Below are 24,987 nucleotides of genomic sequence, written 5' to 3' on the forward strand. Positions count from 1 at the left end.
GCTGCGATGGCCGCGCTCATTCGGCGCCCGGCTTGACCTGCTGCAGGTCGCGGCGGTCGTAGGCACTGACGATGCGCGCCACCAGCGGGTGGCGCACCACGTCGCGGGCCTCGAAGAAGGTGAAGCTCACCCCGTCCACGTCGCGCAGCACTTCGATGGCATCGCGCAGGCCGGACTTCACGTGCTTGGGCAGGTCGGTCTGGGTCAGGTCGCCGGTGACCACGGCGGTCGAGCCGAAGCCCAGCCGGGTCAGGAACATCTTCATCTGCTCGACGGTGGTGTTCTGCGCTTCGTCCAGGATCACGTACGCATCGTTGAGGGTGCGCCCGCGCATGTAGGCCAGCGGCGCGATCTCGATGACGTTCTTCTCCAGCAGCTTGATCACCTTTTCCACGCCCAGCATTTCATACAGCGCGTCGTACAGCGGGCGCAGGTACGGATCGACCTTCTGGCTGAGATCGCCGGGCAGGAAGCCCAGTTTCTCGCCGGCCTCTACCGCCGGGCGCACCAGGATCAGGCGCTGCACGCGCGATTCGTTCAACGCATCCACCGCGCTGGCCACGGCCAGGAAGGTCTTGCCGGTACCGGCCGGGCCGATGCCGAAGTTGATGTCGTGGGTGGTGATCTGGTGCAGGTAGCGCGCCTGGTTGGCGCCACGGCCGCGCACGGTGCCGCGCTTGACCTTGATGGTGACTTCCTGCGCTTCGTAGCTGCGCTCCACCAGGTGCTCCACGTTGGCCTGGTTCAGGCGCAGGTGGATGGCGTGGCTGTCGAAGGGCGTCTCGGCCGCCTCCAGGTACAGCGCTTCGATCAGCGCCTGTGCTTCTTCGGCGACGGCCTTCGGGCCGGTGACCCGGAAGATGTGGCCGCGGTTGGCGATCTCCACGCCCAGCTTGAGTTCGATCTGGCGCAGGTGCTCGTCGAAGGGGCCGGCCAGGTTGGCCAGGCGCTCGGTGTCTTCCGGAATCAGGGTGAAGTCGCGGTGTGCCAGTGCGGTCATTGCGTCCGGCGGCGACGGTCGTCATGGCCGTGCCGCAAGTTGGGGATAGGAAGGACAGGGTAGCGCGGGCGTGGAGGCCTCGCCACAGCAGCGCGGTTCTCCACAGCGGCTGTGCAGCAGCAGTGCAGCAACCTGTGGATAGTCGCTGACAGCCCTACTGCCGCAATGCTGTTGCGTGCGTGGTCAAAAAAGCGACATCTGCCTCGGGGTTTTCCACATGGCTTGTGGGCGGTTGCGCGCGAAAGGTGTGGATAAGCGGTTGTACCCCCTGCGGCACAATGGCTGCGGATGCGTGATCATTTCATGACCAGTGCCTGCGGCCGGTGGCACGCGTGACCGATCCTTCACGGCGGCATGCGCAAGGTGACCACTTCTTCCACCGTCGTGCCCCTGCCGGAGCCGCGTCGATGTCCGCAGCCAGCTACCTGTCCATGCGTGGGGTGTTCCTGGCCGGCGCGGGCCTGCTGTTGTGCGCCTGCCGGCAGGAGCCGCCCGCCGCACTCGGTACGCTGGAGTGGGACCGCATCACCGTGCCGGCGCCGGCCGCCGAAACCATCGTCGGCATCCGGGTCCACGAAGGCCAGCAGGTGGCCGCCGGGGCGGCGCTGCTGCAGCTGGAACCGATCCGCACCGCCGCCCAGCTGCAGGCGCTGGAAGCGCAGGCCAGCCAGGCCGGGCAGGCCCTGCAGGAACTGCGCGAGGGGCCCCGCCGCGAGGACATCGACCAGGCGCGGGCCAACCTGGCCTCGGCGCGCGCGCAGGCGCTGGACGCATCGGCCTACTACCGCCGCCTGCAGCCGCTCGGCCGGCAGCAACTGGTGGCCGCTGCCGACGTGGACCGCGCGCGGGCGGCGGCGGGCAGCGCACAGGGGGCGGTGCATGCCGCCGAACAGGCGCTGCTGGCCCTGGAACACGGCACCCGCGTGGAGCAGGTGGCGCAGGGTGAAGCCGCGTTGCAGGCGGCACAGGCCCAGGCCGCCGCGCAGGCCGTGACGCTGCGCAAGCTCGACCTCGTCGCCCCACGCGCCGGGCGGGTCGATGCGCTGCCCTACCGGCTGGGTGACCAGGCGCCGGTGGGGGCCCCGCTGGTGGTGCTGCTGGTCGGCGACCACCCCTATGCCCGGGTGTACCTGCCCGAGCCGCTGCGCCTGAAGGTGCGGGTGGGGCAGGCGGCCCAGGTCCACCTGCAGGGGCGCGACGGCGCGTTTGCCGGGCATGTGCGCAGCATCCGCAGCGATCCCGGCTTCACCCCGTACTACGCGCTCACTGGCGACGACGTGTCGCGGTTGAGCTGGCTGGCGGAAATCGAACTGGACCGCGCCGATGGCAGTGCGCCGCTGGCGGACCTGCCGGCCGGCGTGCCGGTGCGGGTGGTGTTTTGAACGCCGCCGAACCGGCCATCCGCGCGCGCGGGCTGACCAAGCAGTTCGGGGCGCTGGTGGCGGTGGATCACGTCGATCTGAGCGTGCCGCGCGCCAACGTGTATGGCTTTCTCGGCCCGAACGGGTCGGGCAAGTCCACCACCATCCGCATGCTGTGCGGCCTGCTCACCCCGAGCGCGGGCGAGATCGAAGTGCTGGGCCTGCGCATACCGGAACAGGCCGAAGCGCTGCGCCGGCGCATTGGTTACATGACCCAGCGCTTTTCGCTGTTTGAAGACCTCACCGTGCGCGAGAACCTGGAGTTCCTGGCCGCGGTGCAGGACATCCCGCGCGCCCAGGCGCGGCAGCGCATCGATGAGCTGCTCGAGCATTACCATTTCCAGGACCGCCAGAAGCAGCTGGCCGGCACCATGAGCGGGGGCCAGAAGCAGCGGCTGGCGCTGGCCGGTGCGGTGATCCACGCACCGGAGCTGTTGTTCCTGGACGAACCGACCAGCGCGGTGGACCCCGAATCGCGGCGCGATTTCTGGGAGAAGCTCTTTGACCTGGCCGACGCCGGCACCACCCTGCTGGTTTCGACCCATTACATGGACGAGGCCGAGCGCTGCCACCGGCTGGCGATTCTCGACCAGGGCGTGCTGGTGGCCGATGGCAGCCCGGCCGAACTCACCGCCGCCCTGCAGGGCCGCACCCTGGAAGTGCATGCCGCCCAGCCACGGCAGGCGCAGCGTGCGTTGGCAGGCCTGCCCGGGGTGCTCAGCGTGGCCCAGATCGGCAATACCCTGCGCGTGCTGCTGGAAACCGGCGACGACGCCGAAGCACGCCTGCAGCAGGCGCTGCAGACGGCCGGGCAGGGCGCGGACGTGGTGCGCAGCACCGCCAACCTGGAAGACGTGTTCGTATCGGCCACGTGCGGCCGCGAGGCGCCGGCTGCTGCCGGGGTCGCGCCATGAACCCGCGCCGGCTGTGGGCGATCGTGCTCAAGGAGCTGCGGCAGATGCGCCGCGACCGCATCACCCTGGCCATGATCGTCGGCATCCCTGTGATGCAGCTGGTGCTGTTTGGCTATGCGATCAACCTCAACCTGCGCCACCTGGAGACCGGCATCGCCGACCAGGCCGGCAGCACCGCCTCGCGCGCGCTGCTGGCCGACATGGTGGCCACCGGGGTGATCACCCCGACCCTGCACGTGGACACCCCCGACCAGCTGATGACCGCGCTGCGGCGCGGGCAGGTCAGCATCGGCATCGTGGTGCCCGCTGATTTCGAGCGGCGCCGCTTCGACGGCCGTGAGGCGGTGCAGGTGCTGGTGGATGGCAGCGATACCGTGGTGCAGAGCGCGGCGGTGCAGCTGGCCCAGGTGCCGCTGGACACCCAGCCGGTGCGCAACGACCGGCCACTGAGCGCGGGTGCCTCGGGTGCGGCCGGGCAGATCAGCGTGGTGGCGTTCTACAACCCGCAGCGGCGCTCGGCGATCAACATCGTGCCCGGGCTGATCGGCATCATCCTGACCATGACCATGGTGATGTTCACCGCCGTGGCGATCGTGCGCGAGCGCGAGCGCGGCAACATGGAACTGTTGATCGCCACGCCACTGAGCCGCAGCGAACTGATGGTCGGCAAGGTGCTGCCGTATGCGGTGATCGGCTTGATCCAGACCACGCTGGTGCTGCTGCTGGGGATGTGGCTGTTCGAGGTGCCGGTGCGCGGCAGCGTGCTGGATGTCTATCTCGCGGCGGTGCTGTTGATCACCGCCAACCTGGCGCTGGGGCTGTTGATCTCGACCCGCGCGCAGTCGCAGTTCCAGGCCATGCAGATGACGATGTTCGTGTTCCTGCCGTCGATCCTGCTCTCGGGTTTCATGTTCCCGTTCGCCGGCATGCCGCGCATCGTGCAGTGGCTGGCCGAGATCCTGCCGCTCACCCATTTCCTGCGTCTGGTACGCGGCATCATGCTGCGCGGCGCGCGCTGGTGGGAGCTGTGGCCGGAAGTGCAGGCGCTGCTGGTCTTCATCGTGGTGATGATGACCCTGGCCATCCTGCGGTTCCGCAAGCGCCTGGATTAGCGCGAATGCCGACCAACGGTCGGCAATTGCCCGGCGCGAATGCCGACCAACGGTCGGCATCTACCCGGCGCGAATGCCGACCAACGATCGGCATCTACCCGGTAGGTACCGACCGTTGGTCGGTACGTGGCCTCACGCGATGACCAGCCGTCCTCGCAGCGAATTGCTGTACGCCTCGGTGATCTCCACGTCCACCAGTTGGCCGGCCAGCCGTGCCTGCCCCGGGAAATTCACCGACCGCATGTTCTCGGTCTTGCCGGTCAGCTCGTTCGGGTCGCGGCGCGAGGGGCCTTCCACCAGCACCGTCTGCACCGTGCCGACCATCGCATGGGAAATGGCCGCGGCCTGTTCGTTGATCCGGGCCTGCAGGCGCGACAGCCGCGCATGCTTCTCCGCATCGCTGATCGTGTCTTCCAGGTCGGCCGCAGGCGTGCCCGGCCGGCGCGAATAGATGAAGGAGAAGCTGTGGTCGAAGCCCACGTCCTCGATCAGCTTCATGGTCTTCTCGAAATCCGCGTCGGTTTCGCCGGGGAAGCCGACGATGAAGTCCGAGCTGATTGAAATGTCCGGGCGCACCGCGCGCAGCTTGCGGATCTTGGCCTTGAACTCCAGCGCGGTGTAGCCGCGCTTCATCGCCGACAGCACGCGGTCGCTGCCGGCCTGCACCGGCAGGTGCAGGAAGTTGGCCAGCTGCGGCACGTCGCGGTAGGCATCCACCAGCGAATCGCTGAACTCCAGCGGGTGCGAGGTGGTGAAGCGGATGCGGTCCACCCCGTCGATCTCGGCGATGGTGCGGATCAGCAGGCCGAGGTCGGCAAACTCGCCCTCGCCATACGGCCCGCGGTATGCGTTGACGTTCTGGCCCAGCAGGTTGATTTCGCGCACGCCTTGCGCGGCCAGTTGCGCCACTTCCACCACCACGTCCTCGAACGGGCGGCTGACCTCGGTGCCGCGGGTGTAGGGCACCACGCAGAACGAGCAGTACTTGGAGCAGCCTTCCATGATCGACACGAACGCCGAACCGCCCTCGGCCCGCGGTTCGGGCAGGCGGTCGAATTTCTCGATCTCGGGGAAGCTGATGTCCACCTGCGACCTGCCCGATTCGCGCCGCTGGCGGATCAGCTCCGGCAGGCGGTGCAGGGTCTGCGGGCCGAACACCAGGTCCACGTGCGGGGCGCGCTTGATGATCGCCTCGCCTTCCTGGGAGGCCACGCAGCCGCCCACGCCGATGATCACGCCACGGCCGTTGTTCTTCAGCGCCTTCCAGTAGCCCAGCTGGCTGAACACCTTCTCCTGCGCTTTCTCGCGGATCGAGCAGGTGTTCATCAGCAGCACGTCGGCTTCGGCCGGGTCGTCGGTCAGCTCCAGGCCTTCTTCGGCGGCAAGTACGTCGGCCATCTTGGTCGAGTCGTACTCGTTCATCTGGCAACCGTGGGTCTTGATGTACAGCTTGCCGCGCACCGGGCCGGTCACCTGCGGCCGGGAACCGGGCAGGGGCAGCAGGTCGGGGCGGGGCGAATCGATGGCAGGCACGGCGGTGCCGGCCGAGGTCGGCAGGGTCGAAGCTGGCGTCCCGGTCATGGCGCTTATTCCAGTCGGGTGGGCGGGCAGGCAGCCGGGTAGGGCTGCCGGGTAGCCGCGCATTGTACCCCGGGCCGGATGCCAGCCACGCAGGGCGTGGCTCTACGCCCATCCGGCGGCGTGAATCCGTGACGTAGGCACTGGTCCGGTGGTTACCTCAGCGTCAAAGGCTTGGCAACGGCGCGCGAAACGGGGACACTCCGCCCCATGAAGGGGATCTTGGGGATCGCTGCGCTGGCCTTGGCTGCGCTGACCGCTGTGCCGGCCAGTGCGGGCACCCTGTACAAGTGCGTTGGCGCGGACGGCATTCCCAGCTATGTCAGCAAGCGCGTCGCCGGCACCAGCTGCAGCGTGGTCAGCAACTACCGTCCCGACCGCAGCGCCCCGCGCCGTTACGTTACGCCACCGTCTCCGGCCCCTGCGCCCGCCCCTGCGGTCGTGGCAACCGCTGCGCCGGTCCCGGACGGTGCCGCGTCCGGCACTGCGCTGGCCCCGACCCCGGCACCCGCCCAGGCCGCCACCGTGCTTACTGCCGCGCCTGCGCCTGCGCCGGCGGCCCGCGCCGGCAAGGCGCAGCGCGTGGTCAACGGGCAGGTCTACTCCTATATGAAGGATGGCGTGCGGCATTACACCAGCCGCCGGCCCGCGCAGATGGCCAGCCTGGGCCAGGTCCGCACCATCCATTACAGCTTCATCGAGCGCTGCTATGCCTGCGGTGCCAATCCGGGCGTGAACTTCGGTTCGATCCGGCTCAACACCACGGCCTTCCAGGCGGAGATCGCGGCGGCCGCGCGCGAGTTCGGGGTGGAAGAAGCGGTCGTCCGCGCCATCATCCATGCCGAATCGGCCTACAACCCGACCGCGCTCAGCCGCGCCGGCGCACAGGGCCTGATGCAGCTGATGCCGCCCACCGCGCGCCGCTTCGGCGTCACCGATTCCTATGATGCGGCGCAGAACATCCGCGGCGGCGTGCAGTATCTGTCGTGGCTGCTCAAGCGTTTCAACGGCAACCTGACCCTGGCCGCTGCCGGCTACAACGCAGGCGAGGGCGCGGTGGACCGCCATGGCGGCGTGCCGCCCTACAGCGAGACGCAGTACTACGTGAAGCGTGTGGCCCTGCTGGCCGACCGCTACCGTGGTGCCACTGCGTCCACGCAGTAACCGCTGCATCACCGCCAACGCCGCCTTCAGCGCCATTGTGTCGCCGAGTCAGGTTCCGCTATAGTCGATCACGATTCATCGTGGACTGGCCCCCACCGGTCTACTGGCAGCCTCAAGCTACCTAAATCAATATCGGAGTGCCGGATGGCCAACGATGGGGTAAACGATCCAGTCAACACTGGGCGTCGACGATTTCTTTCAGCAACCACCGCAGTGGTGGGAGCAGTCGGCGTCGGTTTCGCAGCAGTTCCGTTCATCAAGTCATGGAATCCCAGCGCCCGCGCCAAACTGGCCGGTGCCCCTGTGCTTGCCGATATCAGTGCCCTGCAGGAAGGCCAGCGACTGGTCATGGAGTGGCGTGGACAGCCGATCTGGATCGTCAAGCGTTCCAAGGCGATCCTCGAAGCGCTGCATGGGCTGGACGGACGCCTGAAGGATCCCGAGTCCAGCAACGCCGACCAGCAGCCGGTCTACGTGCTCAAGGAAAACCCCGAATTCCGCTCGATCAAGGCCGAGGTCTCGGTGCTGGTCGGGCTGTGCACCCACTTGGGCTGTTCGCCCGAGATGGTGGCCGAGATCCGCCCCGAGCCGTTCGATCCGGAATGGAAGGGCGGCTACTTCTGCCCCTGCCATAAATCCCGCTTCGACATGTCTGGCCGCGTCTTCGATGGCGTCCCGGCGCCGATCAACCTGCTGGTGCCGCCGCACCATTACCAGGACGACAGCACCATCATCATCGGCGTCGATCCGCAGGGGGCAGCCTGATCATGGCCAACATCCTTACCCGTACCGCCACCGGCGTCGCCGACTGGGTCAACGCGCGTGCGCCCGGCCTGATGCCGGTGTACCGCAAGCATGTGAGCGAGTACTACGCGCCGAAGAACTTCAACCTCTGGTACTACTTCGGTTCGCTGGCACTGCTGATCCTGGTCAACCAGATCGTGACCGGCATCTTCCTCACGATGCACTACAAGACCAGTGCGCTGGAAGCCTTCAACTCCGTCGAATACATCATGCGTGACGTGGAGTGGGGCTGGCTGATCCGCTACATGCACTCCACCGGGGCCTCGCTGTTCTTCATCGTGGTCTACCTGCACATGTTCCGCGGCCTGATGTACGGCAGTTACCAGAAGCCGCGCGAGCTGGTGTGGATCCTGGGCATGCTGATCTACCTGGTGCTGATGGCCGAAGCCTTCATGGGTTACGTGCTGCCGTGGGGCCAGATGTCGTTCTGGGGCGCCAAGGTGATCATCTCGCTGTTCGGCGCCATTCCGGTGATCGGCAACGGGCTGACCGAATGGATCATGGGCGACTACCTGCCCAGCGATGCCACCCTCAACCGGTTCTTCGCCCTGCACGTGATCGCGCTGCCGCTGGTGCTGCTGCTGCTGGTGGTGCTGCACCTGGGCGCGCTGCATGAAGTGGGTTCGAACAACCCCGATGGCGTGGAGATCAAGAAGGGACCCAAGGGCAACCGCTGGTCGGCCACCGCGCCCACCGACGGCATTCCGTTCCACCCGTACTACACGCTCAAGGACGGGGTGGGCGCCGGCTTCCTGCTGATCATTGCCGCCTTCATCATCTTCTTCGCACCGGGCTTCGGTGGCCTGTTCCTGGAGCACGACAACTTCACCGAGGCCAACCGCCTGGTCACGCCCGAGCACATCAAGCCGGTGTGGTACTACACGCCGTACTACGCCATGTTGCGCGTGGTGCCCAACAAGCTGGGCGGCGTGATCGTGATGTTCTCGGCGATCGCCATCCTGTTCCTGGTGCCGTGGCTGGACAAGGCGCGGGTGAAGTCCTACCGCTACCGCGGTTGGCTGTCGCGGGCGTTGCTGGGCGTGTTCGCGGTGTGCTTCATCTGGCTGGGCGTGATCGGTTCCGGGCCCGGTACCGATGCGCATGAAACCTACGTCGGCCGCGTGCTGACCTTCCTGTACTTCGCCTTCTTCATCACCATGCCGCTATGGACCAAGCTGGACAGGACCTTGCCGGTACCGGACCGGGTGACCACGCATGACTGACCACTGGATTGTCCGGCTGGCCTGCGCGGCCGCCCTGCTGCTGGCCAGCACCGTGGCCGGCGCCGCCGAAGGCGGCAAGACCCTGCAGGCGGGTAACGACCTGGGCGACCGTGCCTCGTTGCAGCGCGGCGCGCAGCTCTACATGAACTACTGCTCCGGCTGCCACGCGCTCAAGTACCTGCGCTATTCGCGGATGGCGCAGGACCTGGGGCTGAGCGAAGAAGAGGTCATGAACAACCTCAACTTCACCGGCGTGCCGATCGGCGAGCCGGTACCGGTGACGATGCCCAAGGCGGAAGCCGAAAAGTGGTTCGGCAAGATGCCGCCGGACCTCAGCCTGATCTCGCGGGTGCGCGGCAGTGACTGGGTCTACACCTACCTGAAGTCGTTCTACGTGGACACCAGCCGCCCGCTGGGCTGGAACAACGCGCTGTTCCCCAACGCCTCCATGCCCAACCCGCTGTGGGAGATGCAGGGCCTGCAGCACGCCGTGCACGGCAAGCCGGAAGCGCCGGGTGCCGACGCGCCGGTGACCGGACTCACGCTGGCACAGCCCGGCAATATCGACCCGGGGCAGTACGACCAGGCGGTGCGGGACATCACCAACTTCCTGGAGTACGCGGGTGAACCGGCGGCGCTGAAGCGGCAGAAGCTGGGCGTGTGGGTGATCCTGTTCCTGGCACTGCTGACCTTCCTGGCCTACCTGCTGAAGAAGGAGTACTGGAAGGACGTGCATTGATCGATAAGGAGTAAGTCGATCGGCCTATTGGCTTTTGTGATGGGCAGTTGCACACTCGGGTACTGTGACGACTGTCGGCAATGGGCCGGCAGCGCCGATGCGACCGGCGGATACCGATCGCTGGAGAGCCTTTGATGGCGGCGAGCGTACGCATGCGGAACACCCTGACGCTGTTTTCCTCGAACGACGACGTGCTGTGCCATCGCGTGCGCCTGGTGCTGGCGGCCAAGGGCGTTACCTACGATTTCGTGCCCGTCGACCCGCAGAATCCGCCCGAGGATCTGATCGACCTCAATCCGTACCACTCGGTGCCCACCTTGGTGGAGCGCGAGCTGGTGCTGTACGCGGCCTCGGTGGTCAGCGAATACCTCGACGAGCGCTACCCGCATCCGCCGCTGATGCCTGTGGACCCGCTTTCGCGTGCGCGGATCCGGCTGGCGATGCTGCGCATCGAACACGACTGGGTACCGCAGGTACAGGCGATCCAGCTCGGCAACAAGACCCAGGCCGAGGCCGGGCGCAAGCGGTTGAAGGAACTGCTGACCAGCGCGGTGCCGCTGTTCAAGGCCAGCAAGTTCTTCCTCAACCCGGAAATGAGCCTGGCCGATTGCGCCATGGCGCCGATCATCTGGCGCCTGCAGTCGCTGGACGTGCCGCTGCCCAAGGATGGCAAGTCCATCGAGGATTATGGCAACCGCATTTTCCGCCATCCGGGCTTCATCCGCAGCCTGACCGACCAGGAAAAGAAGCTGCGCGACCTGCCGGTCTGACCGGCGGTTCGCTGCATCGGCGCTTTACGCCGGGGGACGTGCATGCTGACCGCTGCACGGGTGGGCGCGTACACTTGTCACATTTCCGCGGCACCCCACAATGACTGAAGACACTTTCCGCATGACCAGCCATCGCCCCTACCTGTTGCGGGCGCTGGTGGAATGGATCAACGACAACGACCTGACCCCGCATATCCTGGTCGACGCCGGCATGCCCGGCGTGCAGGTGCCGCAGAGCGCGGTGAAGGACGGTCGCGTGGTCCTCAACATTGCCGAGCGCGCGGTGGTGCAGCTGCACATCGACAATGACAGCGTGAGCTTCTCGGCCCGCTTCTCGGGCACCAGCTACCCGGTGCAGGTGCCGATTTCGGCCGTGCTGGCCGTCTACGCCCGCGAAACCGGGCAGGGCATGGCGCTGCCGGATGACATTCCCGGCCACGAGCCGAGCCCGGACGACACCCTGCCGCCGGATGACACGCCGACCCCGGACGACACCCCGCCCAAGCCGAGCGGTCGCCCGCACCTTCGGGTGGTCAAGTAGGAAATCGCCGCCCCCGGGCGGCGATTTCGTTTCTACACGTCCTCGGCGCCGCTGGTATCCACGCTGCGCCGGATTTCGCTGATGCGCGCGGCCGAGGGGCCGACGAAGGCCACCAGTTCGTCGCCGCGCAGCACCATCCGCCCGGTATGGCGGTCGATGCCGTCGTACGAGTACTCAAAGCGGTAGGTGCGCTCCCAGCCCAGCCAGCCGTTGTCCTTGCGGCAGACGCGGATGCCGCTGGCATGCACCGCCTGGTCCAGCCACTGCACGTCGGCGGCGCGACACGCGTTGCGGCCCAGTTCGATGGCGCGCTCGGCCGCGGCGCGCGAGGAATTCCAGAACGCGTAGGCGAACGCACCGGCAATCATCAACAGGATCAAACTGGGCATCGGCGGCTCGGTGCGGAATCGGGGTCAGGAATGACCAAGATGGCGACGAACCGGCGCCGGATCAAGCCGGCGACCCGTCCTGCTTCTGCGGCGGCTGCTGTTGCGGGGCAGGCGACTGCAGCGGCGGCTGCGTCGGCCGCGGCGGCACGACGCGCGGGAAGGTGGGCTTCTGCGGTGGCGTCGTGGCCGGCACGCCAGGCTGCGCAGCCGGTAGCGGAACGGTGGCCGGCGCAGGCGATGGCGATGGCGGGTAGCTGGTCGTCGATCCGATCGGTGCGGTCGCCACCAGCTTGAGCAGCGCGGCCCAGTCCTGCCGGTTGAAGTTGCACTCGTCTTCGCGTCCGGGGGTGCAGCCCATGTCGTAGGGATCACTGGAGGGGGCCGGCGGCAGCTGGATGCGTCCGCTGCGGTCCAGCGACAGCTTGCGCATGGCCACCGTGTTCATGACATTGCCGCCGATCAGGTACAGCGTATGGTCGCCGCCCATGTTGGCCGCGATCACCACCTCGCAGTGCGATTTCCAGTTCGCCACCGTGCCGCCGCTGAGCTGTTGCACCAGCCCGGCGTAACTCAACGATTCGTTGCGGCCGCGCAGGTAGCAAAGCAGGTCGCCGGGCGCGGGCTTTTCCTGCGCCGGATCCGCCATCCGGTACGGGCCGGTGTTCTGGTAAGCGGCGCGGATGTAGTCGATGTGGCGCGGCGAGCGGGTGAAGCCGGGCACCCCGGCGCGGCTCATCACCCAGGAGATGAAAGCGGCCGACCACGGGTTGTCGATCAGGAAGGCGCGGCAGTCGCTGTCGGTGTAGCGCGTACCGAACGGCTCCATGCAGCTGGTTGCGCCAGGCTGGCTGCCCATCGGCCCCAGCGTGCCGCTGTCGCGCCAGTAGCTGACCACGCGCTGCCACGCGGGCATGCCGTCGTCGGCCAGGTACTCGCGTTCGGCCTCGCTCACGCCAAGGTTGCGGGCACGCCCTTCACCGTCGATGAAAGGCCGGTACCACAGGCGGTGCTCGTTGCAGGCGGTGCGCACGATGCTCGCCGCCAGCGGGCTCAGGCCGTAGCGCGGCGGGATGTCGCAGACTTCGGCGGCGGCGGCGGTGCCCGGCAGCAGCAGGGCCATGGGCGAAAGACAGGCAAGCAGGAGCAGGGGGCGCATGCGCGCTCTCCATTCGGGGGCAATGGAAGCCTCGCAGAGCCAGCAAGGACGTGCCGTGAAATCCCAGAATTCAGGGCGGGTCGCCCAGTTTCAATGACAGATCAATCGCCTGCACATGCTTGGTCAGCCCGCCGATCGAGATGCAATCCACCCCGTCGTCGGCAATCGCGCGCAGGCCGGCCAGGTCCACGCTGCCGGAGACCTCGAGCGGGATGCGCCCAGCCGCGATCTTCACCGCTTCGCGGCGGGTGGCGGCGTCGAAGTCGTCGATCAGGATGCGGTCACAGCCCACCGCCAGCGCTTCGCGCAGCTGGTCCAGGTCTTCCACTTCCACCACCAGCGGCAGCCGTGGCCACTGCGCCCGCGCGGCGTTGACCGCAGCGGTCAGCGAACCGGCGGCGCGGATGTGGTTTTCCTTCAGCATCACCGTGTCGTACAGGCCCTGGCGATGGTTGTCGCCACCGCCGCAGCGCACGGCGTACTTCTGGGCCGCGCGCAGGCCCGGTAGGGTCTTGCGGGTATCCAGGATGCGCGTGCCGGTGCCGGCCACGGCCGCTACGTAGCGTGCGGTGGTGGTGGCGGTGCCCGACAGCGTCTGCAGGAAATTCAGCGAGGTGCGCTCGGCGCTGACCAGGCTGCGGTTGCGCCCGTGCAGGATCGCCAGCACGGTGCCGGCGGGCACCGCATCGCCTTCGGCCACGCGCCATTCGATCCGCACCTGCGGGTCCAACGCCTGATGGGTGGCATCGAACCACGGCCGGCCCGCGATCACCGCATCCTGCTTGCACAGCAGGTAGGCGCTGTCGGGGCGGTCCGGGAGCAGGGCGGCGGTCACGTCACCCGCGCCGATGTCCTCGGCCAGGGCGCGGGCGACATCGGCCTGTACCTGGCCGGGGTCAGGGGGCGTCAGCGGGCTCAGGCTCATTACCTGGGGAAATCGGTGATCTGGGTGGTATCGATGGCTTCTTCCGGCAGCAGTACCGGAATGCCGTCGTTGACCCGGAAAATCTGCTTGCGGTCCTGGGTCAGCAGCGCTTCGCGCAGGGGCTGGTCCAGCGGGGTGCCGTCGAGGTTGGTCACCGTGCCGGCGCCAATGGCCCGGTTGAGCGCGTCCAGGCCCTTGGAATCCAGCAGGGACAGGCGCTGGTTGGTGCGGGGCGCGCACAGGAGGTCGATGACTTTGCGATCCATGGGTTCTTCGTCTTGCGTGGAAGGCGGCTAGAATACGTCTTTAAGGCAGGTGACGGCCAATGACCCCCAACCAATCCGCGCCGCTCGTCGGCATCGTCATGGGTTCCCGCTCCGACTGGGAGACCATGCAGCACGCGGCGCAGAAGCTCGACGCGCTCGGTGTTCCCTACGAAGTGAAAGTCGTGTCGGCGCACCGCACGCCCGACGTGCTGTTCACCTACGCCGAACAGGCCGGCCCGCGTGGGCTGCGCGCCATCATTGCCGGTGCCGGCGGCGCCGCGCACCTGCCGGGCATGATCGCCGCCAAGACCGCGGTGCCGGTGCTGGGCGTGCCAGTGCAGTCCAAGGCCCTGAACGGCATGGATTCGCTGCTGTCGATCGTGCAGATGCCGGCCGGCATCCCGGTGGCCACGTTTGCCATCGGCAACGCCGGCGCCTCCAACGCCGCCTTGTTCGCCGCCGCCATGCTGGCGCCGGAGCAGCCGGCCATCGGCCAGGCGCTGGACGGCTTCCGTTCCCGCCAGACCGAAGATGTCATGGCCCACGACGATCCGCGTCAATGACTACGGTGACCGTTGGCATCCTGGGCGGCGGCCAGCTGGCCCGCATGATGGTCCTGGCCGGCGCGCCGATGGGGCTGCGCTTCGAACTGTTCGACCCGGCCGCTGATGCCTGCGGCGGGCAGCTGGCGCCGCTGCAGGTGGCCGCGTTCGAGGACGAGGCCGCCCTGGCCGCGTTCGCCGAACGGGTGGATGTGGTGACCTTCGACTTCGAGAACGTGCCCGCCCGCAGCGCGCAGTTCCTGGCCGACCGGGTGCCGGTGTATCCCAACCCCGACGCGCTGGCCGTGGCGCAGGACCGCCTGAGCGAAAAGACCCTGTTCCGCGAGCTCGGCATTCCGCTGCCGGCGTTCGCCGACATCGACAGCCGCGACACGCTGGCCGCCCGGGTGGCCGAGTTCGGCCTGCCGTGCATCCTGAAGACCCGCCGCTTCGGCTACGACGGCAAGGGCCAGTTCCGCCTGCGCAGCGAGGCCGACATCGATGCGGCATGGGACGCGCTGGGCAGCCAGGTGGCACGTACCGGGCTGATCCTGGAGGGCTTCGTCGCCTTCGAACGTGAAGTCAGCGTGGTCGCCGTGCGTGGCCAGGATGGCGAATTCCGCGCCTGGCCGGTCACCGGCAACTGGCATGTGGATGGCGTGCTGTCGGCCAGCCTGGCCCCGGCACGGTTGTCCCCGGCACAGCACGACGCCGCGATCGGCTATGCGCAGACCCTGGCCGAACGGCTGGATTACGTCGGCGTGTTCGCGCTGGAGCTGTTCTGCCGGGGCGACGAGCTGCTGGCCAACGAGATGGCACCGCGCGTGCACAACTCCGGGCACTGGACCCTCGAAGGCAGCGAAACTTCGCAGTTCGAGAACCACCTGCGTGCCGTGGTGGGGCTGCCGCTGGGCGACACGCGCATGCTGGGGCATGCCTGCATGCTCAACTGGTTGGGTGAGATGCCCGACGCGGAAGCCGTGCTGGCACAGCCGGGTGGGCACTGGCATGACTACGGCAAGCAGCCGCGTGACGGCCGCAAGGTCGGGCATGCCACGCTGCGCGAGGACGAGGCCGGGCTGCTGGCTGACGCGCTTGAGGCGGTGGGGCAGCAGCTGGGGCGCTCTGACCAGGTAGAGCCCGCAGTCGCCAGCCTGCGCGGTTGATTTTTTTCAATCGCGCAGTTGCGTGGCCACGAAATCCCAGTTGACGATTTTCCAGAACGCGTCCAGGTACCGGCCGCGTTCGTTCTGGTAATCGGTGTAATACGCGTGTTCCCACACATCGCAGGCCAGCAGGGGGGTGCTCTGGCCGGTCAGCGGGGTGCCGGCGTTTCGCGTGGCCTGGACCGCCAGCGCGCCATTGGGGTGCTGCACCAGCCACACCCAGCCGGCGCCGAACACGCCCAGCGCAACCCGGTCGAATTCCTCGCGCAGCCGCTTGGCGTCGCCGAAATGGCGGCTGATCAGTTCGCCGAGGCGCCCCTGCGGTTCGCCACCCCCGCGCGGGTGCAGGCACTGCCAATAGAATGCGTGGTTCCAGGCCTGCGCGGCCGCGTCGAACAGGCTGCCCTGGCTCTGCCGCACGATCTCCTCCAGTGGCAGCTCGGCCAGCTCGGTGCCCTCGATGCGCGCGTTTACCGCCTCCACGTAACCCCGGTGGTGCTGGTCGTGGTGCAGGTCCAGGGTGGTGGCCGACAGATGCGGCTGCAGGGCGGTGCGGTCGTAGGGCAGGCGGGGCAATTCGAGGGGCATGGGTCGCTGCAGGCTGGAGACGGGGCGCCGGAGGCAGGGCCAGTAGGATTACAATGACCGTCTGGGAAGTCTATCCGACCGGCGAGGTCGGGTGTCCCGTGGCGCAGGGAGAGTCGTGGTGGCGGTAATGCAAGAGATCCAGGCCGAAGTGGACAAGTACCCCCTCGTGTTGTTCATGAAGGGCACCCCGCAGTACCCCATGTGCGGCTTCTCCAGCCGCGCCGTGCAGGCGCTGATGGCCGCCGGCGCCGTGTCGCTGCGCACCGTCAACGTGCTGGAACTGCCCGAGGTGCGGGCCAACCTGGCGCGCTTCTCCAACCTGCCGACCTTCCCGCAACTGTTCATCAACGGCGAGTTGATCGGCGGCTGCGACATCGTGCTGGAGCTGTTCGAATCCGGCGAACTCAAGCGGATCGTCGAAGAGGCCTCGCAGCCGTGAGTGCGGTCCCGTCCGTTGGGGTCGGGACCGGATCGCTGGCCGATCGCGTCATTCTGGTGGCCGGTGCGGGTGGGGGCTTCGGCAGTGCCGCCGCCATTGCCTGTGCCGCCGCCGGTGCCACCGTGGTCCTGCTGGGGCGCAAGCCGCGCCGGCTGGACCGGGTCTACACGGCGGTGGAAGCGGTCGGCCCCGAGCCCCTGCTGTACCCGCTGGACCTGGAAGGGGCCACCCCGGACGACTACGCCACCCTGGCCGAGCGGCTGCAGTCCGAGCTCGGCCGGCTCGATGGCGTGCTGTATTGCGCCGCCGACTTTGCCGGCCTGACCCCGTTCGAACACGCCGACCCGGCCGCGTTCGCGCGGGCGGTGCACGTCAACCTGACCGCCCCGGCCTGGCTGGCCCAGGCCTGCCTGCCACTGCTGCGCCAGCGCGACGATGCCGCGCTGGTGTTCACCGTGGACGATCCGGCCCGGGTAGGACGGGCCTACTGGGGTGGCTATGGCGCCGCCCAGCATGGCCTGCGCGGCCTGATCGCCGCGCTGCACGACGAGCTTGCCAACAGCCCGGTCCGGGTCAGCGGCCTGCAGCCCGGCCCGATGCGCACCGCGCTGCGGGCCCGCGCCTATTCGATCGACGAGGACGGCATGGCCCGCGATCCGGTGGCCTGCGCCGCCGCGGCCGTCGAACTGCTCTCGGCCCACGGCATCGCCCACCGGGGCACGGTGCTGGACCTGGCGTAACCGGCTGGCAACAGCCGCGACTTACCCTTGATGTGAAGCCCGCCCGCGCAGGGCGGCGCGCTCGACCCTGAACGCGAAAGAACCCCGGCATCGCGCCCTGTTCAGCCAAATGTGAAGAAGGCGTCACGATCGCGTTGTGATGGCGTGTGTTTTGTCGCCAAACGGTCATATAGCGGGCTTATCGTGTTAATCTAGTGTTAACCGTTGCGGCTGAAACCAGCCTGCGGCAAGGGAACCCAGATAAAAGTCCAGACAGCCGCTGAATGGCTGCTTGGGCGCGCTTTTTTTTCCGCCATCGCCAACTCGCATCGAGGCTACTCCCAATGATCGACCCACGCTGTCTCCGGATGTCCAAGCTCACCCTTGGCCTCATGGCAGTACTTGCTGCCGCCCCCGCCTTCGCCCAGAGCACCTCTGCCGGTGTCGGCGGCCAGGTCATGTCTGCCGCTGGCCAGCCTGTTGCTGGCGCCGAAGTCACCATCACGCACACCGAGTCGGGCACGGTCAGCCGCGCCACCACCGATGCTGCGGGTCGTTACAACGCGCGCGGCCTGCGCGTGGGTGGTCCGTACACCATCACCATCACCAAGTCCGGTGAAGGCACCAAGACCGAAGAAGGCGTGTACCTGGGCGTGAACCAGACCGGTACCGTCAACGCCGCCCTGACCGGCGACGTGGCCGCTACCAACCTGGAAGCGGTGCAGGTCGTGGCCGTGGCCGGCGGCTCGGAAGTGTTCAGCTCCACCAAGATGGGCTCGGGCACGAACATCAGCCAGCAGCAGATCGAGACGGCCCCGTCGATCGGCGGCAACATCCAGGACCTGATGCGTCTTGACCCGCGCGTGACCTTCATCGACCGCGCCTCGGGCTCGATCTCGGCCGGTGGCCAGAACCCGCGCTTCAACTCGATCAACATCGACGGCGTGTCCGCCAGCGACACCTTCGGCCTGGAAGGCAACAACATGCCGACCCGCCGCCAGCCGGTCGCCATGGAAGCCATTGAAGCGCTGGACATCAACCTGTCCAACTACGACGTCAGCATCGCTGCCGCCGCCGGTGCCACCGTCAACGCGGTGACCAAGTCCGGTACCAACGAATTCCACGGCTCGGTCTACGGCACCTACCGTGACGGCGACTGGTTCGGCGACAACCCGGAAGGCCAGAAGTTCAACGGCTTCACCAAGGAAGAAACCTACGGCATGACCGTGGGCGGCCCGATCGTGAAGGACAAGCTGTTCTTCTTCGCCAACTACGAAAAGTTCAAGCAGGCCGCCCCGGGCGCCGACCTGAGCGGCACCGCGCTGGGCAAGGCCAACCCGCAGTTCACCCTGGCCGACGTGACCCGTGCGCAGCAGATTGCTGAAGGCTACGGCATTGCCGCCGGTGGCCTGGAAAGCAATGGCGATACGGAGATGGAAGAGTACGCGCTGAAGCTGGACTGGAACATCAGCGACAACCACCGTGCCAACATCCGTTACAGCAAGATCGACCAGAGCAAGCTGCGCATCAACGGCATGACCACCAGCTCGGCCTCGTTGAGCTCGTACTGGTACCAGCACGACAAGACCAACGAGAGCTACGTCGCCCAGCTGTTCAGCGACTGGACCCCGAACTTCTCGACCGAGCTGAAGGCCTCGTACCGCGAGTACTCGGCGATCCGTAATGTCTCGACCGACGCGCCGAGCATCCGCATCTTCTTCCAGGGTACCGAAGCCTCGCCGTCCGGCGACTCGCTGTACCTCGGTACCGAAGTCAACTCCCAGAACAACATCCTGGAGACCAAGGCGTGGAACTACTACGCTGCCGGTACCTGGACCCTGGGTGACCACGACGTCAAGTTCGGTGCGTCGTACGACACCAACGACATCTACAACTACTTCGGTGCCAACTCGTGGGGCGCCTACACCTTCTACGGCCTGGACAACTTCGCTGCCGGCCGCTGGAGCAGCTACAACTACAATCCGGAGCGCACCCCGGGCTCGATTCCGGCTGACTACAAGTTCAGCAACCTGGCCCTGTTCGTGCAGGACACCTGGTACGTCAACAACAACCTGACCCTGACCCTGGGCGTGCGTGCCGACCGTGCCGACACCAGCCCGGCCCCGGCCTACAACGCCCCGGCCTCGGCATTCTTCGGTCTCGACAACAGCGAAGTGCTGAGCAACAAGTTCCTGGTCCAGCCGCGCGCGGGCTTCAACTACACCTTCGACACCGAGCGCCAGACCCAGCTGCGCGGCGGCGTGGGCCTGTTCCAGGGTGACGCCCCGCAGGTGTGGCTGAGCAACAGCTACTCGGCGACCGGCTTCAACAATTCGGTCTACACCTACACCAACGGCTACAACCCGGCGCTGCCGTTCAGCCCGAACAAGGACACCCAGCCGGTTCCGACCACGCCGGGCTCGAACCGCCAGAACGTCAACTTCGTCGGCAGCGACTTCAATATGCCGTCGGTGTACAAGGCCAACCTGGCCTTCGACCACGAGACCCCGTGGTACGGCATCGTGGCCTCGGCTGAGCTGCTGGTCACCAAGGTCAAGGACGCCCTGTACTACAAGAACCTGAACCTGGGTCCGGTGCAGTACCAGGGTCCGGACGGCCGTGACATGTATTACTCCCGCGGCAGCACCGGCAATGCCTGGGCGACCGGCAACGCCCGTGCAGGTCGCAACCAGGCCTATGACGCGGTGTACGAGATCGCCAACACCGACAAGGGCCGCACCTCGCAGTTCACCGTCTCGCTGGCCAAGCCGTGGGATGCCGCCAGCGACTGGTCCTGGAACCTGGGCTACACCTACACCGATGCCACCGAAGTCGGCACGCTGACCAGCTCCACCGCCAGCTCGGGCTGGGGCTACCAGTACGCCTTCAACGCCAATGACGAGATCGAGAACACCTCGCGCTACCAGATCCGCGACCGCCTGTCGGGTGCGCTGAACTGGAAGCACAAGTTCTTCGGTGACTACGAAACCCGCGTCGGCCTGGTCTACGAAGGCCGCAGCGGCCGTCCGTACAGCTACGTCTACGTGAACGACGCCAACGGCGACAGCCGTTCCGCGAACGACCTGTTCTACGTGCCGACCGGCCCGGGCGACGTGCTGTTCGGCAACCTGACCGCGACCGGCCAGTTCACCGCCGATCCGGCCATGGAGGCCTCGTTCTTCGAGTGGCTGAAGAACAACCCGCAGCTGGCCAAGTACGCCGGCCAGGCCGCCCCGGCCAACCAGTTCCGTACCGGCTGGATCAACACCTTCGACCTGCGCATCAGCCAGGAACTGCCGGGCTTCATGAAGGGTCACAAGTCGGAGATCTGGCTGGATATCCAGAACGTCGGCAACATGATCAACAAGGACTGGGGCAACATCTACGACTACGGCTTCTTCGCCGATGCGCGTGTGGCCACCCTGCAGGGCATCAAGGACGGCAAGTACGTGTACAACTTCCGCGGCGCGGACGAGCCGGCAGTGGCCAACAACGACGCAGACGGCTTCGACGTCGGTGTCTCGCAGTGGTCGGTACAGCTGGGCTTCCGCTACCAGTTCTGATGAACTGAGGTAGTGGCAAGGTAAGAGGAACGGCCGGGGAAACCCGGCCGTTCTGCTGTATGCGGGACGGAGGCGGGCGAGGGCGCTTGTCTGTTTCTGTGGTTGGGCGTATGCTCGTCCGGTTGCGCGAAAAACGCGCACGTACGGCAGCCCCCGAGGCGTCGCCGGGGTCGAAACGCATCCAACGGTCGGGTTTCCCGGCCGTTTTGCTTTTTAAGGGGGCAGCGGTACAGTCGGCAACCTTGAGGAAGCGAAAAGAATGGAAATGACGATCACCGAAAAGCCGGCGCGCACGCTGCCGGTGCAGGACGCGCGGATCTACCCGCGCGGTGGGCTGGATGTGCTGTCGCGCGCTGAAGTGGCGCGCCTGCGCGATGCATCCGGCGGCGGCATGCACGAGCTGCTGCGCCGTTGTGCGCTGGCCGTGCTGACCAGTGGCAGTGCATCGGACGATCCGCGCGCGGCGCGCGATCTGTACCCGGATTTCGACATCCAGGTCGCCCAGCAGGACCGTGGCGTGCGCATCGATCTGGTCAATGCGCCGGCGATGGCATTCGTGGATGGCGAGATCATCCGCGGCGTGGCCGAACTGCTGTTCGCGGTCGTGCGCGACCTGGCCTACATGGCCATTGAAATGGGCCCGGCCTACGCGGCCGAACTTGAGTCGTCCGAGGGCATCACCAACGCCGTGTTCGGGCTGCTGCGCAACGCGCGCATCCTCAACCCGGGCGACCCGAACCTGGTGGTGTGCTGGGGCGGCCATTCGATCGGCCGCGATGAGTACCTGTACACCAAGCAGGTCGGCTACGAGCTGGGCCTGCGCGGCCTGGACATCTGCACCGGCTGCGGCCCGGGCGCGATGAAGGGCCCGATGAAGGGCGCCACCATTGCCCATGCCAAGCAGCGCAAGCACACCACGCGCTACATCGGCCTGACCGAGCCGGGCATCATCGCCGCCGAGTCGCCGAACCCGATCGTGAACCACCTGGTGATCATGCCGGACATCGAGAAGCGTCTCGAAGCGTTCGTGCGCATCGGCCACGGCATCATCGTGTTCGCCGGGGGCGTCGGCACCGCCGAAGAGATCCTGTACCTGCTCGGCATCCTGCTGCGCGAGGAGAACAAGGACCTGCCGTTCCCGCTGATCCTGACCGGCCCGACCGTGGCCGCGCCGTACTTCGAGCAGATCGACCGCTTCATCCGCCTGACCCTGGGCGATGCCGCGGCCGAGCGCTACCAGATCATCATCGGTGACCCGGTGGCGGTCGCCAGGCAGATGTCGGCCGGCATCAAGCGCGTGCGCGAACACCGCCTGGTGCAGAAGGATTCGTTCTTCTTCAACTGGTCCATCGAGATTCCGTGGGAGTACCAGCAGCCGTTCGTGCCGACCCACGAAGCGATGGCCGCGCTGGACCTGCACCACGGGCGCCCGCCGCACGCACTGGCGGCGGACCTGCGCCGCGCGTTCTCCGGCATCGTCGCCGGCAACGTGAAGGAAGACGGCATGCGCCGGATCGAGCAGTTCGGCCCGTTCGAGATCCACGGCGACGCCGACATGATGCAGGCCCTGGATGAACTCCTGCGCGCCTTCGTCGAGCAGCGCCGGATGAAGATCTCGGGCGAGTACCAGCCCTGCTACCGGGTGCTGGCCTGAGAGCGTGGGGTGGCCGGGTCGGGAGCCCGCGCCACCCCCGCCCAACCGTACGGGTGTCAACGGTTTGACGCCCGTCGCCTCCGGGCGACCGTTCGTCCTGCTGTCGCTTGCCGCCGGGCGGCGGGGCGTCCATTGTCCGTGTCATCACGCTGGGGAGCGTCCCATGTCTTTACGCCTGTCCAAAGGCTTCACACTGATCGAGCTGATGGTCACCATCGTGGTGGTCGGGGTGGTGGCTGCCATCGCCTTTCCGAACTTCCAGAACCTGATCCGTTCCAACCGGATCGCCACCGCGCACAACGAGCTGATCGGCCTGGTCAACCTGGCCCGCAGCGACGCGATCCGCAACAACCAGGGGGGCGCGGTCTGCGGCAGCAGCACCGGCACCAGTTGCGACGGCAAGTGGGCGGTAGGGATGCTGGCCTTCAGCGACACCAATGGCGACGCAGCCTTCAGCAACTCCGAAACCGTGCTGCGCTACGCGTCCATCAACAGCGCCCTGGCGGTGACCGGCCCCAGTGACATGATCGCGTTCGACGGGCGCGGCCGCCGCCGTAACGGCAGCGATCAGGAAGTCACCCTGCGTCCGGCGAAGTGCGACAACCAGCCGTTGCAGAGCACGATGACCATCAACGCCTCCGGACAGGTCACCACCGTCAAGGGACCCTGCAAATGATCCGCACCCCGTACCGTCCGCGCAGCCTCCAGCGCGGCTTCAGCCTGCTCGAGGTGCTCGTCGCCGTGGTGGTGCTGGCGTTTGGGCTGCTTGGCTTTGCGCTGCTGCAGACCATGAACGTGCGCTACGTGCAGAGCGCCAACTACCGCACCCAGGCCACCAACCTGGCCTACGACCTCACCGAACAGATGCGCAGCAATCGCCATTCGTCGGAGTGGTACAGCAACGCCACGTTCGCGTCGGGCAGCAAGACGGCCGCCGGCGTGTGCGCGCGGCCGATCAACACCGTCACCGTGGAACAGAACATCGCGCGCTGGCAGTGCCAGGTGGTCAAGGCACTGGGCGACAACGCTGCAGCCAACGTCACCGTCGCCAACGGCGTGGCCACGGTCGAGATCAGTTGGGCCGACGAGCGCTGGAGCAAGACCGCGCCGGACGCCGCCACCACCTTCCGCACCCAGACCCAGCTATGAAAGGTCCGCTCATGTTCCGCAGCCGCCAGGCAGGTCTGTCCCTGATCGAACTGATGATCTCGCTGGTCATCGGCCTGATCCTGATGCTGGGCATCACCCAGGTCTTCATCGCGTCCCATTCGGCCTCGCGGCTTTCAGAGGGCGTGGCCCGCGCGCAGGAAAACGGCCGTTTCGCGCTGGATTTCCTCGAGCGCGACATCCGCATGGCCGGGCACATGGGCTGCGTGAATGACCAGGCCCATTTCATCAAGGAGACCGGCCTCCCGCGGAACAACATGTTGGCCACCACCGCCACGGGCGGCGGCAGTCCATTGGACTTCAGCGTGGCCATCCAGGGCTACGAAGCCGCCGGTACCGCGCCGACGAATACCCTCAATGTGGGCGCCGGAACCGTGCCGGCCAACCTGCCGGCGACCATCAGTGGCCTGACCCCGGCGCCGATGGCCGGCAGCGACATCCTGGTGCTGCGGTTCCTGGCGCCGGAAGGTGTGCCGGTCACCGCCATCAGCGGCCAGGAGCTCACGCTCACCTCGGATCGCTGGCAGCGCCTGACCGAAGGCGGGATCGCCGCCCCGACCATGTTTGGCATTGCCAACTGTGACAACGTTGACGTGTTCGCCGGCACGTTGGCGTCCAACAAGATTACCGCCGGCACCGTGGACCTTACCCGCTATGCGCCGCAGCCCGAACCCACGCAGGTCTACCGCGCGGAGTCGATGGTCTATTACATCGGCGCCGGTACCAACGGTCCTGGTCTGCGCCGCGCGCGCGCCAACTCGGCCGGCGTGTATGCCATCAATGAAGAGCTGGTCGAGGGTATCGAGAACCTGCAGTTGATGTACGGGCTGGATTCGACGGCCGTGATCGCCGGCGCGACAGCACCCAGCGGCTACATCAGCGTGCAGAACGTGGCCTCCGGCGTCACCACCGCAGCCAATGCAACCGGCGCGGGACAGTGGCGGCGGGTGGGCCTTGTGCAGGTCGGGCTGGTCGCGCGCAGCGCCGATCGGGCCGGCACCAATGCCAACTCAAAGCCCACCGACGCGTCCGCCGCGCTCGGGGTGCTGGGCGTGAATTACAACCAGGATGCCGCTACCGATGGGCGGTATCGCACCGCCTATGAAGTAAGCGTTGCCCTGCGCAACCGTCTGTTCGGGAACTGACC

The 24,987-nt window shown here is 67.1% G+C and carries 25 protein-coding genes; 18 read left to right on the top strand and 7 right to left on the bottom strand.

Annotated elements, in window-relative coordinates; all coding sequences use genetic code 11:
* Positions 1–16: 16 nt before the first annotated feature.
* Positions 17–1,000 (bottom strand): PhoH family protein, encoded by a 984-nt coding sequence (locus tag NMB40_RS05245; RefSeq protein ID WP_494360375.1) that lies wholly within the window; start codon positions 998–1,000, stop codon positions 17–19.
* Positions 1,001–1,407: 407 nt separating this feature from the next.
* On the opposite strand from NMB40_RS05245, the gene NMB40_RS05250 reads away from it, so the two are divergent.
* From NMB40_RS05250 to NMB40_RS05260, 3 genes are read left to right on the top strand one after another with little or no spacing between them, the layout of a single operon-like run.
* A complete protein-coding gene (locus tag NMB40_RS05250) occupies positions 1,408–2,382 on the top strand; it encodes an HlyD family secretion protein (protein WP_494360376.1) in 975 nt (324 codons plus the stop codon).
* 17 nt (positions 2,383–2,399) lie between these two features.
* Positions 2,400–3,335: an ABC transporter ATP-binding protein gene (locus tag NMB40_RS05255; protein ID WP_494361041.1), complete on the top strand. Its 936-nt coding sequence runs from the start codon at positions 2,400–2,402 to the stop codon at positions 3,333–3,335.
* Positions 3,332–4,447, top strand: a complete 1,116-nt coding sequence (locus tag NMB40_RS05260; RefSeq protein ID WP_494360377.1) for an ABC transporter permease — start codon at positions 3,332–3,334, stop codon at positions 4,445–4,447. The genes NMB40_RS05255 and NMB40_RS05260 overlap by 4 nt, the downstream gene beginning before the upstream one ends.
* 132 nt (positions 4,448–4,579) lie before the next feature.
* On the opposite strand, the gene miaB is transcribed toward NMB40_RS05260, so the two are convergent.
* The gene (miaB, locus tag NMB40_RS05265; protein ID WP_494360378.1) at positions 4,580–6,028 is read right to left on the bottom strand and encodes a tRNA (N6-isopentenyl adenosine(37)-C2)-methylthiotransferase MiaB; all 1,449 of its coding nucleotides are present in this window, start codon (positions 6,026–6,028) and stop codon (positions 4,580–4,582) included.
* A 207-nt stretch (positions 6,029–6,235) separates the two neighbouring features.
* Here miaB and NMB40_RS05270 point away from each other — a divergent pair, with 207 nt between their 5' ends.
* The 6 genes from NMB40_RS05270 to NMB40_RS05295 all read left to right on the top strand — a co-directional run bounded on the left by NMB40_RS05270 (position 6,236) and on the right by NMB40_RS05295 (position 11,266).
* Positions 6,236–7,189 carry a lytic transglycosylase domain-containing protein gene (locus NMB40_RS05270; protein WP_494360379.1) on the top strand — a complete coding sequence of 318 codons (954 nt, stop codon included), beginning with the start codon at positions 6,236–6,238 and terminating at the stop codon, positions 7,187–7,189.
* A 144-nt stretch (positions 7,190–7,333) separates the two neighbouring features.
* Positions 7,334–7,954 carry a ubiquinol-cytochrome c reductase iron-sulfur subunit gene (petA, locus tag NMB40_RS05275; protein WP_282248273.1) on the top strand — a complete coding sequence of 207 codons (621 nt, stop codon included), beginning with the start codon at positions 7,334–7,336 and terminating at the stop codon, positions 7,952–7,954.
* Positions 7,955–7,956: 2 nt separating this feature from the next.
* Positions 7,957–9,216 (top strand): cytochrome b, encoded by a 1,260-nt coding sequence (locus NMB40_RS05280; protein WP_282248274.1) that lies wholly within the window; start codon positions 7,957–7,959, stop codon positions 9,214–9,216.
* Positions 9,209–9,955 carry a cytochrome c1 gene (locus tag NMB40_RS05285; protein ID WP_448142404.1) on the top strand — a complete coding sequence of 249 codons (747 nt, stop codon included), beginning with the start codon at positions 9,209–9,211 and terminating at the stop codon, positions 9,953–9,955. Before NMB40_RS05280 ends, NMB40_RS05285 begins: the two co-directional genes overlap by 8 nt.
* Positions 9,956–10,089: 134 nt before the next feature.
* A complete protein-coding gene (locus tag NMB40_RS05290) occupies positions 10,090–10,725 on the top strand; it encodes a glutathione S-transferase N-terminal domain-containing protein (RefSeq protein WP_068850679.1) in 636 nt (211 codons plus the stop codon).
* Positions 10,726–10,825: 100 nt separating this feature from the next.
* On the top strand, positions 10,826–11,266 hold the full coding sequence (locus tag NMB40_RS05295; RefSeq protein ID WP_448142405.1) for a ClpXP protease specificity-enhancing factor: 441 nt from the start codon (positions 10,826–10,828) through the stop codon (positions 11,264–11,266).
* A gap of 32 nt (positions 11,267–11,298) precedes the next feature.
* Here NMB40_RS05295 and NMB40_RS05300 read toward each other — a convergent pair whose 3' ends face one another.
* From NMB40_RS05300 to NMB40_RS05315, 4 genes are all read right to left on the bottom strand, one after another.
* Positions 11,299–11,655 carry a DUF3301 domain-containing protein gene (locus tag NMB40_RS05300; RefSeq protein ID WP_282248277.1) on the bottom strand — a complete coding sequence of 119 codons (357 nt, stop codon included), beginning with the start codon at positions 11,653–11,655 and terminating at the stop codon, positions 11,299–11,301.
* Between the two features lie 61 nt (positions 11,656–11,716).
* Positions 11,717–12,811, bottom strand: a complete 1,095-nt coding sequence (locus NMB40_RS05305) for a DUF2272 domain-containing protein (protein WP_494360380.1) — start codon at positions 12,809–12,811, stop codon at positions 11,717–11,719.
* 70 nt (positions 12,812–12,881) lie between these two features.
* Positions 12,882–13,730, bottom strand: a complete 849-nt coding sequence (gene nadC, locus NMB40_RS05310; protein ID WP_494361042.1) for a carboxylating nicotinate-nucleotide diphosphorylase — start codon at positions 13,728–13,730, stop codon at positions 12,882–12,884.
* A gap of 5 nt (positions 13,731–13,735) precedes the next feature.
* Entirely contained in the window at positions 13,736–14,002 is a 267-nt protein-coding gene (locus NMB40_RS05315; RefSeq protein WP_494360381.1) for a Trm112 family protein, read from the bottom strand.
* 59 nt (positions 14,003–14,061) lie between these two features.
* Between NMB40_RS05315 and purE the strand changes: the two genes are divergently transcribed.
* Positions 14,062–14,565 (top strand): 5-(carboxyamino)imidazole ribonucleotide mutase, encoded by a 504-nt coding sequence (gene purE / locus NMB40_RS05320; protein ID WP_093534030.1) that lies wholly within the window; start codon positions 14,062–14,064, stop codon positions 14,563–14,565.
* Positions 14,562–15,710, top strand: coding sequence for a 5-(carboxyamino)imidazole ribonucleotide synthase (locus NMB40_RS05325; RefSeq protein ID WP_494360382.1), 1,149 nt, complete (start codon positions 14,562–14,564; stop codon positions 15,708–15,710). The genes purE and NMB40_RS05325 overlap by 4 nt, the downstream gene beginning before the upstream one ends.
* A gap of 6 nt (positions 15,711–15,716) precedes the next feature.
* Here the strand turns inward: NMB40_RS05325 and NMB40_RS05330 are convergent, their stop codons facing one another.
* The gene (locus NMB40_RS05330) at positions 15,717–16,298 is read right to left on the bottom strand and encodes a superoxide dismutase (RefSeq protein ID WP_494360383.1); all 582 of its coding nucleotides are present in this window, start codon (positions 16,296–16,298) and stop codon (positions 15,717–15,719) included.
* Positions 16,299–16,416: 118 nt separating this feature from the next.
* Here NMB40_RS05330 and grxD point away from each other — a divergent pair, with 118 nt between their 5' ends.
* The 7 genes from grxD to NMB40_RS05365 all read left to right on the top strand — a co-directional run bounded on the left by grxD (position 16,417) and on the right by NMB40_RS05365 (position 24,985).
* Positions 16,417–16,737, top strand: a complete 321-nt coding sequence (grxD, locus tag NMB40_RS05335; protein ID WP_214901246.1) for a Grx4 family monothiol glutaredoxin — start codon at positions 16,417–16,419, stop codon at positions 16,735–16,737.
* A complete protein-coding gene (locus NMB40_RS05340) occupies positions 16,734–17,477 on the top strand; it encodes an SDR family NAD(P)-dependent oxidoreductase (RefSeq protein ID WP_494360384.1) in 744 nt (247 codons plus the stop codon). The genes grxD and NMB40_RS05340 overlap by 4 nt, the downstream gene beginning before the upstream one ends.
* A gap of 347 nt (positions 17,478–17,824) precedes the next feature.
* Positions 17,825–21,019 carry a TonB-dependent receptor gene (locus NMB40_RS05345; protein WP_494360385.1) on the top strand — a complete coding sequence of 1,065 codons (3,195 nt, stop codon included), beginning with the start codon at positions 17,825–17,827 and terminating at the stop codon, positions 21,017–21,019.
* A gap of 265 nt (positions 21,020–21,284) precedes the next feature.
* Positions 21,285–22,673 carry a nucleotide 5'-monophosphate nucleosidase PpnN gene (ppnN, locus tag NMB40_RS05350; RefSeq protein WP_095364063.1) on the top strand — a complete coding sequence of 463 codons (1,389 nt, stop codon included), beginning with the start codon at positions 21,285–21,287 and terminating at the stop codon, positions 22,671–22,673.
* A gap of 163 nt (positions 22,674–22,836) precedes the next feature.
* Entirely contained in the window at positions 22,837–23,349 is a 513-nt protein-coding gene (locus tag NMB40_RS05355) for a GspH/FimT family pseudopilin (RefSeq protein WP_494360386.1), read from the top strand.
* Positions 23,346–23,822, top strand: coding sequence for a type IV pilus modification protein PilV (gene pilV, locus NMB40_RS05360; protein WP_494360387.1), 477 nt, complete (start codon positions 23,346–23,348; stop codon positions 23,820–23,822). Before NMB40_RS05355 ends, pilV begins: the two co-directional genes overlap by 4 nt.
* Positions 23,819–24,985 (top strand): PilW family protein, encoded by a 1,167-nt coding sequence (locus NMB40_RS05365; RefSeq protein WP_494360388.1) that lies wholly within the window; start codon positions 23,819–23,821, stop codon positions 24,983–24,985. The genes pilV and NMB40_RS05365 overlap by 4 nt, the downstream gene beginning before the upstream one ends.
* Positions 24,986–24,987: the final 2 nt, after the last annotated feature.

Source organism: Stenotrophomonas sp. FBCC-B152 (assembly GCF_059134105.1).